General features: G+C 40.2%; 14 protein-coding genes. 4 read left to right on the forward strand and 10 right to left on the reverse strand.

Features of this window, described 5'->3' with window-relative positions; all coding sequences use genetic code 11:
• Window positions 1-28 precede the first annotated feature (28 nt).
• The 3 genes from H9649_RS10765 to H9649_RS10775 form a co-directional block, all read right to left on the reverse strand.
• On the reverse strand, window positions 29-1,717 hold the full coding sequence (locus tag H9649_RS10765; protein ID WP_191694869.1) for a methyl-accepting chemotaxis protein: 1,689 nt from the start codon (window positions 1,715-1,717) through the stop codon (window positions 29-31).
• A gap of 198 nt (window positions 1,718-1,915) precedes the next feature.
• Complete coding sequence (locus tag H9649_RS10770; protein ID WP_404828735.1) at window positions 1,916-2,596, reverse strand: N-acetyltransferase; 681 nt, start codon at window positions 2,594-2,596, stop codon at window positions 1,916-1,918.
• The gene (locus H9649_RS10775; protein WP_191694873.1) at window positions 2,596-3,708 is read right to left on the reverse strand and encodes a mandelate racemase/muconate lactonizing enzyme family protein; all 1,113 of its coding nucleotides are present in this window, start codon (window positions 3,706-3,708) and stop codon (window positions 2,596-2,598) included. The genes H9649_RS10770 and H9649_RS10775 overlap by 1 nt, the downstream gene beginning before the upstream one ends.
• Window positions 3,709-3,795: 87 nt before the next feature.
• On the opposite strand from H9649_RS10775, the gene H9649_RS10780 reads away from it, so the two are divergent.
• Window positions 3,796-5,040, forward strand: coding sequence for an HTH domain-containing protein (locus tag H9649_RS10780; protein ID WP_191694875.1), 1,245 nt, complete (start codon window positions 3,796-3,798; stop codon window positions 5,038-5,040).
• Between the two features lie 46 nt (window positions 5,041-5,086).
• Here the strand turns inward: H9649_RS10780 and nhaC are convergent, their stop codons facing one another.
• A complete protein-coding gene (nhaC, locus tag H9649_RS10785; protein ID WP_404828736.1) occupies window positions 5,087-6,538 on the reverse strand; it encodes a Na+/H+ antiporter NhaC in 1,452 nt (483 codons plus the stop codon).
• Window positions 6,539-6,749: 211 nt separating this feature from the next.
• Here nhaC and H9649_RS10790 point away from each other — a divergent pair, with 211 nt between their 5' ends.
• The gene (locus H9649_RS10790) at window positions 6,750-7,613 is read left to right on the forward strand and encodes a YitT family protein (protein WP_191694879.1); all 864 of its coding nucleotides are present in this window, start codon (window positions 6,750-6,752) and stop codon (window positions 7,611-7,613) included.
• Between the two features lie 286 nt (window positions 7,614-7,899).
• Here H9649_RS10790 and H9649_RS10795 read toward each other — a convergent pair whose 3' ends face one another.
• Together H9649_RS10795 and H9649_RS10800 are read right to left on the reverse strand one after the other, a co-directional pair.
• Window positions 7,900-9,750 (reverse strand): SLC13 family permease, encoded by a 1,851-nt coding sequence (locus tag H9649_RS10795; RefSeq protein WP_191695046.1) that lies wholly within the window; start codon window positions 9,748-9,750, stop codon window positions 7,900-7,902.
• Window positions 9,751-9,854: 104 nt separating this feature from the next.
• The gene (locus tag H9649_RS10800) at window positions 9,855-10,742 is read right to left on the reverse strand and encodes an ATP-binding cassette domain-containing protein (protein WP_191694882.1); all 888 of its coding nucleotides are present in this window, start codon (window positions 10,740-10,742) and stop codon (window positions 9,855-9,857) included.
• A 153-nt stretch (window positions 10,743-10,895) separates the two neighbouring features.
• Here H9649_RS10800 and H9649_RS10805 point away from each other — a divergent pair, with 153 nt between their 5' ends.
• Window positions 10,896-11,801, forward strand: a complete 906-nt coding sequence (locus tag H9649_RS10805; RefSeq protein ID WP_191694884.1) for an AEC family transporter — start codon at window positions 10,896-10,898, stop codon at window positions 11,799-11,801.
• A gap of 66 nt (window positions 11,802-11,867) precedes the next feature.
• Here the strand turns inward: H9649_RS10805 and H9649_RS10810 are convergent, their stop codons facing one another.
• From H9649_RS10810 to H9649_RS10825, 4 genes are all read right to left on the reverse strand, one after another.
• The gene (locus H9649_RS10810) at window positions 11,868-13,913 is read right to left on the reverse strand and encodes a TRAP transporter permease (protein ID WP_191694886.1); all 2,046 of its coding nucleotides are present in this window, start codon (window positions 13,911-13,913) and stop codon (window positions 11,868-11,870) included.
• Window positions 13,900-14,427 carry a DUF1850 domain-containing protein gene (locus H9649_RS10815; protein ID WP_191694888.1) on the reverse strand — a complete coding sequence of 176 codons (528 nt, stop codon included), beginning with the start codon at window positions 14,425-14,427 and terminating at the stop codon, window positions 13,900-13,902. The genes H9649_RS10810 and H9649_RS10815 overlap by 14 nt, the downstream gene beginning before the upstream one ends.
• A gap of 92 nt (window positions 14,428-14,519) precedes the next feature.
• Window positions 14,520-15,476 (reverse strand): TAXI family TRAP transporter solute-binding subunit, encoded by a 957-nt coding sequence (locus H9649_RS10820; RefSeq protein ID WP_191694891.1) that lies wholly within the window; start codon window positions 15,474-15,476, stop codon window positions 14,520-14,522.
• Between the two features lie 176 nt (window positions 15,477-15,652).
• A complete protein-coding gene (locus H9649_RS10825; protein WP_191694892.1) occupies window positions 15,653-16,222 on the reverse strand; it encodes a phosphatidylglycerophosphatase A family protein in 570 nt (189 codons plus the stop codon).
• A gap of 192 nt (window positions 16,223-16,414) precedes the next feature.
• Between H9649_RS10825 and H9649_RS10830 the strand changes: the two genes are divergently transcribed.
• A complete protein-coding gene (locus tag H9649_RS10830) occupies window positions 16,415-17,140 on the forward strand; it encodes an alpha/beta hydrolase (protein ID WP_191694894.1) in 726 nt (241 codons plus the stop codon).
• Window positions 17,141-17,178 lie beyond the last annotated feature (38 nt).

Consider the following 17,178-nt stretch of genomic DNA (forward strand, 5'->3'; position numbering starts at 1 on the left):
CGAATTGCGGCCAGGAAGTTTTTAATTATTAAACTGTAAAATGTCCCATATCGTTTTGCAGTTTTTCTGCTACTTCAGAAAGCATTTGTGCACTTGAAGCGATTTCTTCGTTGGATGCAAGTTGCTCTTCAGTCGCAGCGCTTGTCGATTGTGCTTCAGCAGAAGTTTGAACTGCTAACTCTTGAATCTTTCTAGCCCCTTCTGATACGGCTTCAGACATCGCACGAATCTGTTCAATTGCTACAGACACAGTCTGAACTTTACCGTTGACGTCAAGAGAAGCAACTTCAATTCTGTTAAATACAACGCTTGTCTTCTCAGTAATACCAAGACCTTCCGCAACTTTCTGGTTGCCTTCATCCGCACTTTTCACTGCATCCGACACATTTTGAATAATCGTTTTAATCATTCTTTCAATCTCTTGTGCAGATTCTTTTGATTGCTCAGCAAGATTACGCACTTCATTTGCAACAACCGCAAATCCTTTACCTTGTTCACCAGCACGCGCTGCTTCAATCGCAGCATTTAATGCAAGAAGGTTTGTCTGTTCTGCAATTCCAGAAATCATTCCTGTCACTTTTCGGATGTTCTGGGAATGCTCTGCTAACTCATTGATAATTGCAGCTGACTGATGGATAGATGTAGAAATTGTATCCATTTGACTCGTCACTTCATTCATAAATTCCGCGCCTTCTCCCACAAGACGGGACACTTCAGAAGTAGATGTAAGCATCGCTTCATTGTCTTCAGTAATTCTTGAAATGCCAGTCGCCATTTCAGCCATCGCTTCAGAAGACTCATTGACAAGTTTCACTTGCATGTCGCTTGCAAGCAAGTTCTTTTCAGCAATGCTAGCAACCATTTCTGATGCTGCAAGACTTTCTTGTGAACTCGCAGTCATTTGCTCCGATTGCGCCGCTAACTGAATGGCCGCATCTCTCGTCCCTGTTATGACATTCCGGAGGTCTGAGGACATTTCATTGAACGCAGTTGCCATTTCGCCAATTTCGTCTTGGTTTCGGATTACTAAAGGCTCTATTGCAAAGTTACCTTTCGCAATATGCTTTAATGCACCTGTCATTAGTTTGACAGGTTTAGTAATACTTCTGCTAATTATCGTAGCAATAAGCACACTTAGAATTACACTAAACAAAACGACGCCTACTATGAATGTGCCCGTCCACTTAACGGTATGAGCTACTTCATCCTTCGTTTTGTCCATATGATCGCGTTGAAAAGCAATTAGATCTTTTGCAGTCTTCGTAATAGCCGATTGGTATTTTTCTGCTTCTCCGGCTGCTTTGACCGCTCCCTCATCATTCCCATTGTTGAATGAGGCAATTGCAGATTCTGTCAGTTCAGTATATTTTACCGATGCTGTTTTAATATCTTCTAACATTGCTCTGCTCTCTTCGCTATGCAATGTAGCATCCAATTGAGCTACTTTTTCATTGAAAGACTCCAACAGCGACCGACGGCTTTTTAAATAGATGACTTCTTTATATAGTAGATAGCCACGCAAATCATTGGAAAGTTCGTTCTGATTGGTTGATAGCTGTTCAAGAATGATGACTTTTTCCATTCTGTCGTCAATTAAAAACTCGTACTTTTCAATTATCCTTGGAATAGACATATAGTTCAATACTCCGGCAATAACCATGAGTAAGACTAATGATAAAAACCCAGCCCATAATTTTCTGCTTACTGAAAATCTCATTATAATCCTCCTAAAATATAGACCATTTCATATTATAAGCTAGCAAACCTCATACGCATAGGATTTATTTTTGTATTGTTATAAAACGGTCTATAAGTACTTGAACAAATTCCTCTTCATTGACATTAAGACCGCAAAAGGACTTTATGCCTAAATTAAAACCGTCTTACTTTATTAGCTAAGACGGTCGATAGTTACTTATAATTTTTTCTGATAGTTGACAACCCACTTGCCGGCTACTTCTTCTAAGCCTGTGCCAATAAAACCTTTACCAAGATGATCTTGTTGTTCATGCGTATTCCCCATATCGGTTTTCATTTCTGCTGAAGCAGTTTTTGTTGATTGTGTAAGGTCTTTTACAAACGTATAACGAAGCATCTCTCCATATTTCTTTTGCAGAGATACAATATGCATTCCAAGAGCGAACTTGTCTTTTAAGCTCGCAATATTAAAAGGTGCTACTGTCGCGCATATATATCGATAACGACTTGTATCAACTTGTTCAAACAATAATTGTCCGAGAATATGCTGAAGTCCGTTGCCTCTATATTCTGGACTGACATTTGAGATTTCAGAATACAAAACGGAGGACAACTCAGATTCCACTAGCCCTGCATCTATTCCGAGGTGCTCATCGTCAATTTCAGGCTCAAGCATCGCTCTGAAAGCGATAAGTTCATTGTCATGAAATGCACCAAATATCATTCCGCGACCCTTTAAAATTAATGTAAACTCTTCTTTAGACAATGGTTGAAGTAAAGATTTGTCTAGAAGTGATGCAATTACTAGTTGTTGAAGCTCTAGCATTTCCGACAAATTATCAAGTGACAGCTCTTTTATGGTAATTACTTGTCCACTTTTTAGTGAAACTTCTTTCATCATCCTACCACCTTCTCAGAAAATACTGTAAGCTTAGATAGAATGTTTTCATCTACATCTACACCTAAACCTGCTTTTTCAGATAAGCGAATGAATGGCACATCATAGGACAAGTTCCCGACATCTTCACTGAATTTCAACGGTCCTGTCAATTCAACACTCGTCATGATTTTCTTTGAGAACGCAACATGAAAACCAGCAGCAGAACCAATAGACGATTCCACCATAGATCCTACCTGACATTCAATTCCAGCCATTTCTGCCATATGTGCAAGCTTCATCGCAGGGTAAATTCCGCCGCATTTCATCAATTTGATATTTACTTTGTCGGCTGCGCGTTTCGCAATGATTTCACGCATTTCACGAACTCCACGGAGACCTTCATCAATCATGAGCGAAACTGCAATTTTGGACTTGATTTCTACCATCGCATCTATATCATCAGCCAGCACAGGTTGTTCTAGCCAATCTAGATTGCAAGTGTCCAACTTGCGCATCGCTTGTAATGTCGCACTGCTATTCACCCAACCTTGGTTCACATCAACACGGATGGCAATTGTTTCACCTACTCGTTCGCGCACAGCTTGAATTCTTTCCACATCTCCAGCAACATCAGTTCCGACTTTCATTTTCAATGATCGGTATCCCTCTTCCACACGCTGTTGAGCTTCGTCAGCCATTTGGGCAGGCGTTGCAATGCTTAACACATGTGTAATTGGGAATTCAGAATGATATCGGCCACCAAGCAATGTGTATATTGGAACATTAAGTGATTTGCCGAGTGCATCATAGCAAGCAATATCCATTGCCGCCTTGGCAGCTGGGACACCATAAATTGCACGATTCATCTTCTCATGAATTTTTTCCATTTCTGCCGGATTCATACCGATCAGCGCAGGGGCAAGTGTGTTTTTCAATACAGCGAAAGTGCTTTCCCAACTTTCACCTGTCACATGTTCATCCGCGACAGCTTCTCCATAGCCGATGTAACCATTGTCTGTCGTCATTTTCACAATGATGGAAGGCATGTAATCATAGGTAGCGTAACTAATGATAAATGGTTCATGAAGTGGCAAGTGAATTGCGAAAATCTCTATTTCTGTTATTTTCATTTGTTTTCTTCCTTTCTATTGGCAAACATCTACCGTTATTGTATCATTGTCGTTAAATAGTCGCTATTATTTTAGGAGGATTTATTCATGAGAATAAAAATTGCCGTTATCGGTTCTGTTCATTTCTGTAAACGAGTAGAGCGGTTGGTCGTCAATGCCACACACTTACAAATTGAATGTCATACATATGAAGAACCGAATGAAGCCGCACAACTTTTAAAGAAACTCCAGCCGAGTGATGCAATTTTGTTTTCTGGTTCTTTACCGTATATGTATGCGAAAGAGTCTATTCAACAAATTAATGTCCCAACTGACTATTTGAAACAAGATGAAACTGCTATATCCACGACATTATTGTATTCTTTATCGAAACAACAACGTCCACTCCATCGCATATCCATTGATGTCGCTGAAAGGCTACAAATTGAAAATGTTTTAACTGATTTAAACGAAACTTCTTCTAAACCCTACATCCATGTTTTAGCTGAAAATGAATCAATTACAGAACTAGTAGCTTTTCACCGCAACCTATTAGATGAAAATCAAACCGATTTGGCAATTACAAGTGTCCATGCAGTTTATGAGCAACTTCAGAAGATGGGTTATAATGTTTTAATGATGATTGACCCTGTCAGTTCCATTTTAAGGAGCTTATATGATATACAACAACAAGCTATTCTAAAAAAAAGCTCTTCCGCACAAATTGCCGTTGGGATTATCCAATCGACAGATTTATCAATCAAACCATTCATTAGCGAGATAGCTACATTGCTACATGCACACTGGAGTGAGAAGAATGGCGAATACTCGTTGTTCACTACGATGGGGAATATATACTCTTCAATGGGACAGCAAGAATTTCTAGCATTACATAATAGTTTGCCTTCAACTGTCAAAATGGCTTTTGGGTGTGGTGAATCGACAATGATTGCAGCCGACCATGCAAGGCTCGCTTTGAACTTCATTCAAGCATCGGAACCGAACAGCTTTTATATACTGGATGCGAATAAAAAACTTCATGGCCCCTATCCTCAATCGGATAATGTTCTTGATATGAAAGTTGATCATCCAACATTAGTAGCTATGGCAGAAAAGACAAAATTAGGCCCTTCCAATATTTCCAAACTACTGCTATTCAGTAACTCACGTTCTACTACGCAGTTTTCTGCAAACGATCTTGCTATCTATCTCAATGTTTCAAGAAGAACGGCGGAACGTACTTTAAAAAAATTGATGGAATTCGATTACGTAAAAGTTATCGGTGAGGAAATGACGTATAAGCAAGGTAGACCGCGAGCTTTATATGAATTCAATTTCTCTACTTATCTTTAAAGAAAGACTGTCCCTTGTCTTTGATTGAGACAGAAGGACAGTCTTTTTAAATTTTTGCATGGATAGGTTCAATTATATTCTCTTTTTCTTCTTTTTCAGCTTCCTCCATCTCTTCTTTCGTCAACTTAACAATCGAGAATCCGGTTGCTGCATAGATGATCGAGATGAACGGAATGACTAAATTCAAAATGGCATACGGTCCATACTGAGCAACTCCTACACCTAATGTTCCTAAGATGAAAACACCACACGTATTCCACGGGATGAACACTGATGTAATTGTACCGCCATCTTCTAATGCACGAGAAAGGTTTTTGGAATGAAGACCCATTTTCTTATACACTTTCGTAAACATTCTTGAAGGTACAACAACAGAAATATATTGCTCTGAACACGATGCATTCGTTAGGAAACATGCTGCAATTGTTGAAGTAATTAGTGTGAAAGAAGACTTAACAACTTTCATTAACTGATCCATAATCGATTGTAGCATTCCAGAATATTCGAGTATTCCACCAAATGTCATTGCAACAATCGTCATTGATACTGTATACATCATCGAATCCAAACCGCCACCATTGAATAATGCATCAACCATTTCGTTGCCTGTTTCGATAACAAATCCACTTTGTAATGCTTCTATTGCACTGACAAGTGTGCCACCTTGTATGAAGATCTGGGATAGGAATCCAAGAATAATTCCTACTATTAGTGCAGGTATTGCCGGAATCTTCAATGCCACCATTACGATGACTGCAAGTGGAACGAGCAATAGCCACGGTGAAATTAGGAAACTGTCTTTCAACACGGCTGCAGTTTGTGCAATTTGTTCCATATTGATGTTACCGTCAGCAAAGCGTCTGCCTAAAAATCCATAAACACCTAGCGCTATGAGTAAACCAGGAATCGTCGTATAAAGCATATGTTTGATATGATCAAAAAGATCAGTACCTGTCAGTCCTGAAGCTAAGTTTGTCGTATCCGATAATGGTGACATCTTATCACCAAAATAGGACCCGGAAATAATTGCTCCGGCGACCATTCCAGCAGGAATCCCCATACTTAAACCAATCCCCATCCCAGCAACACCAATCGTCCCCATTGTAGACCAAGAACTACCGATTGCTAGTGACACGATGGCACAAATAATTGTGATAGCTACAAGGAACCAACCAGGAGTAATGATTTGCAAACCATAATAAATCATTGTCGCTACAATTCCTCCACCCATCCAAGAACCTATTGTTAACCCGACTAACATGATGATAACGACAGCAGGGAGAGCGAGTTTAATGCCTTTATACATCATTTCCTCGATTTCCAACCATGTGAATCCATATCTCCAAGCAACTAAAGCAGCCGTCGTTGTACCGAGAATTAATGGCATATGTGGACCTTGACCTAACTTTACAACCGTTACAAGCATGACGATTATCATTATAATTAATGGTAGAATTGCCATGAAGAATCCAATTCTTCTCTTTTCCCTTTGTTCCATCGTCATTCCTCCAAATTCGGTATATTTTAAATGTTACTTCTTGTCGCTATTTGGTCGTTAATAGAATAATAAACACTTTTATTTTTCAAGTCAATAGTTTTTTGTAAGCGATTTCATCATTATATTTGAAAAATATACTGGGAAGTGCTGTAAATGAGGAATTATGGTATGATTTTTATGCATTTGTAATCCTCTAAGGGAGTTGTCAAATTTGAAAAAACAACATAAAAAGGAAAGTTTAAGAAGTTTAATTCGAAGATATTTTTTTATTATTATCGGAGCAACACTCGCAGCAGTTGCTTTAGAATTGTTCCTTATTCCAAATTCTGTAATTGACGGAGGCATTATTGGTATTTCATTAATTTTAAACTACATGACTGATATTCCGTTCGGTATTCTGATTTTGGTCATCAACTTACCATTTCTATTTTTCGGTTATAAGCATATTGGCAAAAACTTCTTCATCTCTTCATCAGTTGCAATCTTGCTTTTAGCACTCATTGAATTCCCTTTAAAATCTGTTGGACCATTCGTCACTGATCCATTGCTCGCAACCGTATTTGGTGGACTTATACTCGGTGCAGGGGTTGGGCTCGTGATCCGTAACGGCGGGGCATTAGATGGGACAGAAATACTAGGAATTCTATTGACTAGAAAAATCCCGTTCTCTGTCGGAGAGTTTGTCATGTTCTTTAATATCTTCATTTTTGGATGGGCAGGTTTTGTACTAACTTGGGAAAATGCGATGTATTCTATTCTAACGTACTACATAGCATCGAAAGCTATCGATATTATGATTCAAGGATTAGAAGATACGAAAGCTGTCATAATCATTTCTGATGAGTATGAAGAAATGGGGGCAGCCCTAACAGAACGGCTCGGCAGGAACATTACGTTTTTGCATGGGAAGGGCGGCTATAATGAAAATGAAAAAGAGGTCATTTATGTCGTTATCACCCGACTCGAAATTTCAAAATTGAAACAGATTGTCCGTGAATTCGATCCTTCTGCATTTGTAACGATTACGAATATCCAGGAAACACACGGAACAAACTTTAAATCGCCGATCCATTGAGCGGTGGAACGCATATATTGAGCGATTGGCCATGTCCATAGAGCGGATGACCACGTGTATTGAGCGATTGACCATGTGCATTGAGCGGTTGAACGCGTGCATTGAGCAGTTGACCGCGTGCATTGAGCGATTGACCATGTGCATTGAGCGGTTGACCATGCGGATTGAGCGATTGAACGCGGTAGTGTCCGCGTTTGCACATGCTGTCCTCTCGCGAAGAATGCTTTTGACATTTCAATAGAAATAAAAAAACGGCAGAGGTTAAACACCCTCTTGCCGTTTTTCATTAGAATGGAAATAATATTGGAATCGCAATCATCATGACTATGAACATGATGAACTGTAAAGGAACACCGATTTTGACGAAGTCCTTGAATTGATAATTCCCAGCTGTCATGACGAGTGCATTTGTAGGTGATGCGACAGGCGTTGAAAATGCCATACTTGCACCTACTGCTACCGCAATGAGAAACGGATAAGGACTGACGCCAATGCTAATGGCGGCACTTAATCCAATTGGCGCAAACAAGACAGCAGTCGCTGTGTTGCTAATAAATTGTCCGAACAGCATTGTGAGGAAGAAGATACCTGCCAGTACACCAAGAGGTCCGACACCTCCGAGGACCTGAATAATTCCTTCCGACAGTAACTGCATGCCGCCTGTATTTTCAAGCGCGGTCGCCATCGGTAGCATTGCGCCGATTAGAATGATACTTTCCCAGTTAATCTGTCCATAGGCGTCATCCATGTTGCGCACACAACCAGTGAGTATCATCAGAGCCGCTCCTATCAATACAGAAATGACCGCCGGGAATACTTCCAGCACCATTAATCCAACAACAAGTAACATAATCATACCCGCAATAGTTGCTTTTCCGTTTGCAGCTGCCATACTAGCATGCTCCTTCGGTTGCCCGATGACGACAACATTACGCGTTTCTTTAGCAAGCATTTCGATTGAATCCCACGAGCCTTGGACAAGTAACGCATCACCAAATCGTAATTTTTGCTTGGACATATCTTTCACGACATATTCACCTTGGCGGTTGATGCCTAGTATATTGACATTGAATTTCTCACGGAAACTGATGCTTCTCAATGTTTCATTGATGAATTTTGAATGAGGCGTCAATAGAACTTCCGCAACCCCTAGTTGTTTGGATACCAATTGACCCGCTTCCGATACCCCATCCTCTACTAACAGTCCGTAATCTTCAATGAACGTCTGCAGATTCACTTCTGAACCTTGGATATACAATCGGTCTTTTGCCTGAATGACGGTAGTTGGTCCCGCCATCTCCTGATATGTCATCGGCAAAAGATTCAAACCTTCAGTAGACTTCCTGCTAATTTTTAAAATGCATAATTGATAGGCAGCAGGTATTTTCAATTGTGCCAACCGCTTTCCGACAAGTACAGAGTCTGCCGGTACTTTCACTTGAAATAAGTTATTCCCCAACTGATAATCTTTGACTAATTGATTAATGGATAGCTTTTGTTGATTATTCGACCCTGATGATTTTCTACCTCTAGGCAGTAATTTATTACGCACCGCGTATAGATAGATGATTCCCACGATCACTCCGATAACTCCAATCGGAGTGATTTGGAAGAAACTGAGCCGTTCATATCCACTATCCACTAGTTGCTGACTGATGATCAGATTTGGAGGTGAGGCAATCAACGTTAACAGGCCTGAAAAACTTGCCATATATGACAAAGGGATTAAGTACTTTGTCGGGCTGCTGTTTATACTGATTGCGATACTGATAACGATTGGCAACATAAGCGCTACTGTTCCCGTATTGCTCATAAAGGCCCCGACTGATGCAACAATGACTAACAACAAGATGAAAAGCCTCTTCTCGCTGTCACCAGAATAACGTAGCAGTAATGTGCCAGCCATTTGTGCAAGCCCTGTCCGGAATATTCCTGCCCCTATGATAAATAGCGCTGCGATCATGATGACGACAGAATTGGAAAAGCCCGACAAAGCTTCAACAGGCGATAGTATACCTGTTAGCACGAATGATAGCAGAGCAAGCATTGCTACTAAATCTGCCCTCAATTTATTGGTCATGAATAATACAATTGTAATTCCTAATATGATGAATGTGAGCGTCAGTTGCACAGCAATAATCCCCTTCAAAAATATCGTTACTTTAATTGTAGTATACACAGAAAAAAAGTGCTTTATAGATCAGCACTTTTTTGTGACTGTTTTCATGTAGAGTCTGCTTGTCAGGCATAATACTTTTCATAATACTCAACTGTTCCAAGTGGACCAATTTTCATTTCCCCATCATTATAATTCAACATTCGTTCAATCCACACCGTCTGTTCTGCAATATTCATGTCACTGAACGGTAGACATAAAAGTCGATCAGCAATAAAAAGATGCTCTTTCGGTAACGTCCTATCTTCTTTTAATGTTTCATATTCCTCTGGAATCATTTCAAGTTTAAGATACGTATCATTATCTTTCGTAAATCTTAATTCATGGACGATTTTCCCCGATTTCAAGAAGATGACACGATCCGCATACAAGTCGAGGTTTTCTAGCAAATGAGAGGCAACAAAGATCAACTTATCTTTTTTCATCTCCAACAAACAATCGGAAATGAGTGCTACATTATCTACGTCTAATCCATTCATCACTTCATCCATAAGCATTACAGGTGTATCTGCTGCCATCATCATTGCAAAACAAAGACGTTGACGCATGCCAAGAGAGTAAGTGCGTACTTTTCGTTTCACATAATGACCCATTTGTAAGCGTTCAATAATTGACCCTACATTTTTAGTCGATCCATTCCACATATTTGCATATAACTTTAAATGATCAACTCCGGAAAGCTCTTCAAAGAGGTCTTTCTGCTCTGGAAAAGTTGCTAATTTCTTATGAATAATCAATTCCTCTTTTTCATTCTTATATGTATATTTTCCGTCAAAAAGCACTTTGCCTGAGTCTGGCCTTACAAAGTTCGCGATGACATTGAACATGGTCGTCTTACCTGTTCCGTTTGGTGCAGCAACGCCAATGATTTCCCCGATTTCTGCTGTGAAATCCAAATTATCCAAAATGACTCTGTCACTATAAGCAATTTTTACATTTGATAACGTAAGCATTTATTCTCCTTCTTTCTTTAAAGTTTTAAATTTCTGTTCTTTCTGATTATGTTTCAATTATAATAGACTCTCCTTAACTATTCAACAACCACTGTTTTCATATATACTACGAATAATCGATTAGTATTTCATATTTTATAGGAGCTGACAGCTATGAGTCTGCTATTAATCATTTTCCCTGTATTTTTCATTTTTACTATCGGCTTTATTGGTCAGAAGATAATCGGATTTGATATCAAATCGATTTCGACTGCCGCACTCTATTTAATGTCGCCATTTCTTGCATTTCGAACTTTTTACAGCAATCCACTGACATGGGACTACTTTTTCATAATCCTTTTCAGTTTGTTACTTTCATTCATTCTCTTTATTGTCATCTGGATGACGGCTAAATTGATGAAAGCGTCACGTTCTGAACGATCAGCAATGATCTTAGGTGCCGTTTTCATGAACAGCGGAAATTATGGGGCTCCAGTTGTTCTTTTTGCATTGGGATCAATTGGATTTGATTATGCTGTTATCATGATGGTTTTCCAATCATTGCTCATGAACTCTTTCGGCATATTTTTCGCTTCAATTGGTGGATCCGAAAAAGCAACATGGCGGGATGCACTGCAACGTGTCATACGTATGCCGTTGATCTATGCAGCGGCTCTTGGTCTGATTTTGCAACTAGGAACATTTGAAATTCCACATGCCATCATAGAAGGTGTCAGTCTCATTGCCGATGCCTCAATCCCGACAGTAATGCTCGTTCTTGGTATGCAGTTGTCGGTGATGGCCAGAAAGAAAGTGAAATATCGCTATGTAACTGCTGTATCAATCATACGCATGATTGCTTCACCAGTTATTGCGATGCTTATTTTAATGTTTCTTCCTGTAAACGATCTGTTGAAGGCAGTTCTGATTATCCAAGCAGCTATGCCGGCAGCTGCCAACACGACGATTTTCGCTTTGCAATTTGGCACCGAACCAGATCTCGTCTCATTTACAACATTTATCACGACACTTGCGAGTATCATTACGATACCTATTGTGCTGTTTTTAGTCGGTGTTTAAGTTGAAACCCTCAAAAAAAAAAAGCTATCATGAATGTCTGTACAGACAATCGTGATAGCTTTTTCATTAGGATGCAACGGCAACTTTGTTTTTATCGTACTTGTCTTTCGTCCGTAACTGGATGACCAGTAGGATAGCGAACAATGCCATTCCAATGATGTCAGTCAATGTCTCAGGGAATATCAATAGCAGTCCCGTTCCAACAATGATAATTCGCTCGATCCAGTTACATTTGCGATACCAATAGCCGATCATTCCGGCACCGATTGCAATCATTCCGACAATAGCGGTGAAGGTGACCCAAATAATTTCCAATATAGAGGCGTCAATCATTAGCAAAGCAGGATTGAAGACGAACATATACGGAATGATGAACGCTGCAATCGCAAGTTTTGCTGAAGTAACACCGGTCTTGATCGGATCTCCTCCAGAAATACCAGATGCCGCAAATGCCGCCAACGCAACAGGGGGTGTAATATCCGCAATGATACCGAAATAGAACACGAACAAGTGAGCAGATATCGCAACTACGACAGGAACCGCTACACCTGGCCCCATTTCTCCGCCCATCAATAACAAGATAATGGCAGGAGCCGCAATGGTTGAAGTGATGACATAGTTTGCAGTTGTCGGTGAACCCATTCCGAGTATGATCGCGGCAAGCATTGTGAAGATTAACGTCAACACTATATTACCACCAGCTGCTGTTACAAGTCCGTTTGCCAAACTAAGTCCTAGACCCGTCTTTACAACTACCCCTACAATAATACCCGCACACGCAGTAGCAGCAGCGACCGCAAGAGCAGTTCTTGCTCCGTCAACAAGTGCTTCAATAATATCTTTGAATCCGAGTCGTGTAGACTTATCAAAGAAACTGACGACCAGCGTCAAAACGATACCAAGCAATGCAGCTTTCATCGTCGGAATCCCCAATAAAAGGAATACGATAATCCCGATGATCGGCAATAGAAGGTAGATTTTTTTCAATGTCGCCTTGCGATCAGGAATTTCATCTGGTGACATCCCTTGGAGTCCGACACGTTTTGCTTCAAAGTGTGTCATAATCCAAATCCCTGTAAAGTACAGCAATGCAGGAATCGCAGCCGCTTTGGCAATTTCCCAATACGTCACGCCACCGATGAATTCAACCATTAGAAACGCAGCGGCTCCCATAATCGGAGGCATGATTTGTCCACCTGTTGAAGCAGCAGCTTCAACTCCGCCAGCAAATTCTTTACGATAGCCAAGCTTTTTCATCATAGGAATCGTATAAGAACCCGATCCAACAACGTTTGCAACAGAACTTCCTGAAATCGTCCCTTGCAAAGCACTAGAGAAGATTGCAACTTTTGCAGGTCCACCCGTTAATCGTCCAGCAAGTACAACGGCTAGATCATTAAAGTAGTTTCCGACGCCTGTTTTCACAAGGAAAGCCCCGAAGAGCAGGAAGACGAAAATGAACGTTGCGGATACACTAATTGGTGTTCCTAATATCCCGTCGGTTGTAAAGAACAGCAATTGAACAAGATTTTTGATGTCCTGGCCTCTATGTGCGAGGAATCCTGGGAAATACGACCCGAAGAACGCATATACTAAGAAAACAACTGATATGATCGTGATTGGTAGTCCAACAGCGCGTCTTGCAGCTTCAAGTGTCAACAAGACTGCGAGAATACCTATAATCATATCCATGTCTGAAACTCTTCCGACACGGAAAACTAAATCACTGTAGAACAACGGCCAATAAAGACCGACCGCTATCGAGAGAAGCGATAATATAATATCGTAGAATGGTACTTTATGTCTTTTCTCTCTAGCTTTTTTGAATGCCGGAAAAAGAAGGAATATTAATGATAACGCGAATCCTAAGTGAATGGACCGCTGAATATACGCTGTAAAAGGCGTCCCGATTGATGTATATAATTGGAACAATGAAAATAATAGCAAACCGGCAAATACAATTATTTTAAATATGCCTGTGAGATTTCGTGTATTGGATTCCGGATCGTATTTCTGAAGAATTTCCAGTTGCTGTTCTTCAGTCAGTTGCTCGCCGTGGTCGACTTGCGAATCGATCAGGTTTCCTTCTTCGTGCTTTTTATTTTTCCCCATTCATAGATACTCCTCTCATTTTCTGATACATGGATTGTCGCTTCACTTTGAAAGCATACGATTTTCCTCTGGTTAAATAGGCTTTTAAATCAATTTCTTTACCTTTGTAGATTAAAGCCAAATCTGCATCGACATCTCCAACGAAGAGCACGAAGGAATCAATGATATTCTCCTTGTACGTAAGCGTATACTTACCATCTTTGAATTCAATCGTTTCGCCTTCCCCGGCAAAGCCAGGCAAACCGATTCCTACATCTTCATATCGCATCGATAACAGACGGATTGCATTGTCATTTGTTATTTCGTAGTTTTCTATTACATCGGTAAGAAATATGGAGTGGACATATCGAATCTGAAATTCCATTTCATCTTCAAGCTTGACATAAAAGGTTTTCGGATGATCAGAACGATAGTCCGTAAAGGTGAACACCTTATGTATAGGCAAGAAAAAATAGGTGAGGCCAATAAGCATGACAACGATAAGAATGGACAGGGTCAATTTCTTTGATTTCATCCCTTTTCCCCTTTCTTATTAACAATTAAGAATGGGACGGCTAAGGCTATTTGCCTTACCGCCCCGTTCTTCTTTGAAATTATTCGGATGACTTATTTTTCGTCAAAGTATTTTTGTGCACCTGGGTGTACTGGAATACCGATTCCGTCAAGTCCTGTTTCTTTTTTGATCAATGCGCCTTTTGGATGTGTCAATTTGCCCGCATTGTCATAGATTGCTTTTGTAATTTCATACGCAAGATCTTCAGGAACGTCATTTTGGATAACTAACATAGCACCAACAGAAACAGTTGGAACTTCTTCAGCGAGTCCATATGTGCCTGCTGGTATGATATCCTTTGCATAGTACTGATATTTCTTGATCAATTCGTCAGCTTTGTCGTCAGTTACCGGAACGATGTATACTTTGTTAGTGGCATTTAATCCTTCAACTGCTCCTACAGGTGTACCACCAGTTACGAAAGCAGCGTCGATTTGACCAGCTTGCAAGCTCTCTGTGGATTCACCGAAATCCAAATCTTGAGCTTGGATATCGTCCATTGTCAATCCATGGATTTCAAGAAGTTGCTCAGCGTTTGCATATGTACCTGAACCAGGTGCACCAACTGAAACTTTCTTGCCTTTAAGATCTTCAAACGTTTTAATGCCTGACTTATCCAGTGTTACCAATTGAACAGTCTCAGGATAAAGTGCTCCGATTGCAGAGACAGTGTCAATTACTTCTCCGTCAAACATCATTTCACCTTTAGATGCATAATAAGCGATGTCTGTCTGTACGAAAGCGATTTCAGCATCTCCGTCTTTAAGAGCAGTCATGTTTGCAGCAGATGCTTGTGAAACTTCGGCAGTCGTTTTGATGCCAGTATCTTTATCGATAAAGTCTGCAAGTGCTCCACCAAGTGCGTAATACGTACCTTGTGTCCCACCTGTCAAAATTGATAGATATTCAGGTTCCCCTTTTTTGTCCGCATTGTCTTTGCCGCATGCTGATAAAACGAGCAATGCGATCATAGAGATCAAAGCAAAAATACGCATACTTCTCTTATTCATACAATCTTTCTCCCCTTTAGTAAAATAGTAGTTTGTAACCTAGCACCCATTCTACCACGAATGGATATTCTTTTGTCAACATTTCTTACAAATAATCAGTAATTTGCAAGCGATTCCAATTCAAAAACAAAAAAAGGAAGATGAGTACAAGGTACCCAACTCTCCCGATGATAATTTTATTGCTGATCTGGCTGTTTGTTTTTTAGTTTGTGCGCTTCTTTATACGTCAGCCCAGCCTCTTCAAGATCCCGCTTTCGATGTGCCAGTCGTGAAGCGGCACATGATGCGATACTTGCGACCAAATCATCCAGGAATGTATGAACGCCAATCCCTTTTTTCGTATCCAGATCATTGATGATGCCGATTTTATTTTTATCCAAGTGGCCGAATGTTGTAACCGCAATCGAACCATATGTGAACACCGCACCTAAAGCAATTGTTTCATCCACACCAAAAAGTCCTTCATCCGATTCAACGATTTGCTGCAAGGGTGCAGACAATTTCCCTTGTTCCGCCAGCTCATCCAATTCGATTCCGACAAGAATAGCATGTTGCAGTTCTCTCTTCATCAAGACCTTTTCAATGGAGTCCACGCATTCCGCTAGATCTAATCCTTCATTGTAAGGCACTTGCATTTCATAAACGATATTTGCGATATCTTCGAGAGTCACCCCTCTTCTTGCTAATGCATCATGGGTCGCTTTTGTCACAACATCCGAGTGAACGATATTTTTACCAGTAAACATAAAATTCTCCTCCTATTCGACCTAAAGCCTATCATGTATAGTATGACACCGATAGGTAAGATGACCATCTCTGTCCAACCCCAAGTATTCCGGAATGAACAGAATTAATTATGTTGCACTTGATAGCATTATACCTATAGAACACCTTATGTTACAATCTTCGTACATGTAACAACAAGGAGGAACTAACTCATGGAATATGGCAAGATTGAAGAAGTGGATTTTTACAGTAAAGCGCTAGACGAAAACATGCAACTACTCATACACTTACCACATCAATACTCACCATTATATAAGTATTCCGTCCTAATTGCTTCCGACGGAAAAGACTATTTCCAGTATGGTCGGATTGGCCGTGTAGCGGATGAATTGGTTAACGACGGTGAAATTGATAATATGATTGTTGTTGGCATCCCTTATAAAAGTGTGAGTGAAAGAAGAAGGATGTATCATCCTGAAGGTGACCGCCACGAAGACTATATCCGGTTCCTTGCACATGAACTTGTCCCTTACATCGATGAGAATTATCCAACCTATCAGGTAGGCGCTGGCAGAGGATTAATTGGAGATTCATTGGCAGCGACAATTTCCTTGCTTACTGCACTAAAGTACCCGAATTGTTTCGGCAAGGTTATTCTCCATTCCCCTTTTGTAGATGATTCAGTCATGACGAAAGTGGAAGCTGTGAAAGATGTATCTGCATTTTCTATTTACCATGTCATTGGAGAAGGTGAAACAGAAGTTAAAACGACGGAAGATGGCATCCGTGATTTCCTTACTCCGAATCGGGAGCTGAACGAAATAATTAAAAGAAAAGGGTTTTCTTACTTCTATGAAGAATTTAAAGGGGACCACACATGGAAATACTGGCAACAGGATGTACGACGGGCTATTAAACAATCATTTCACTATGAATGATGTCAATTCAGACAAAAGGTAAATAATTCTGCTATAAT

Source organism: Sporosarcina quadrami (assembly GCF_014836615.1).
Classification (GTDB): domain Bacteria; phylum Bacillota; class Bacilli; order Bacillales_A; family Planococcaceae; genus Sporosarcina; species Sporosarcina quadrami.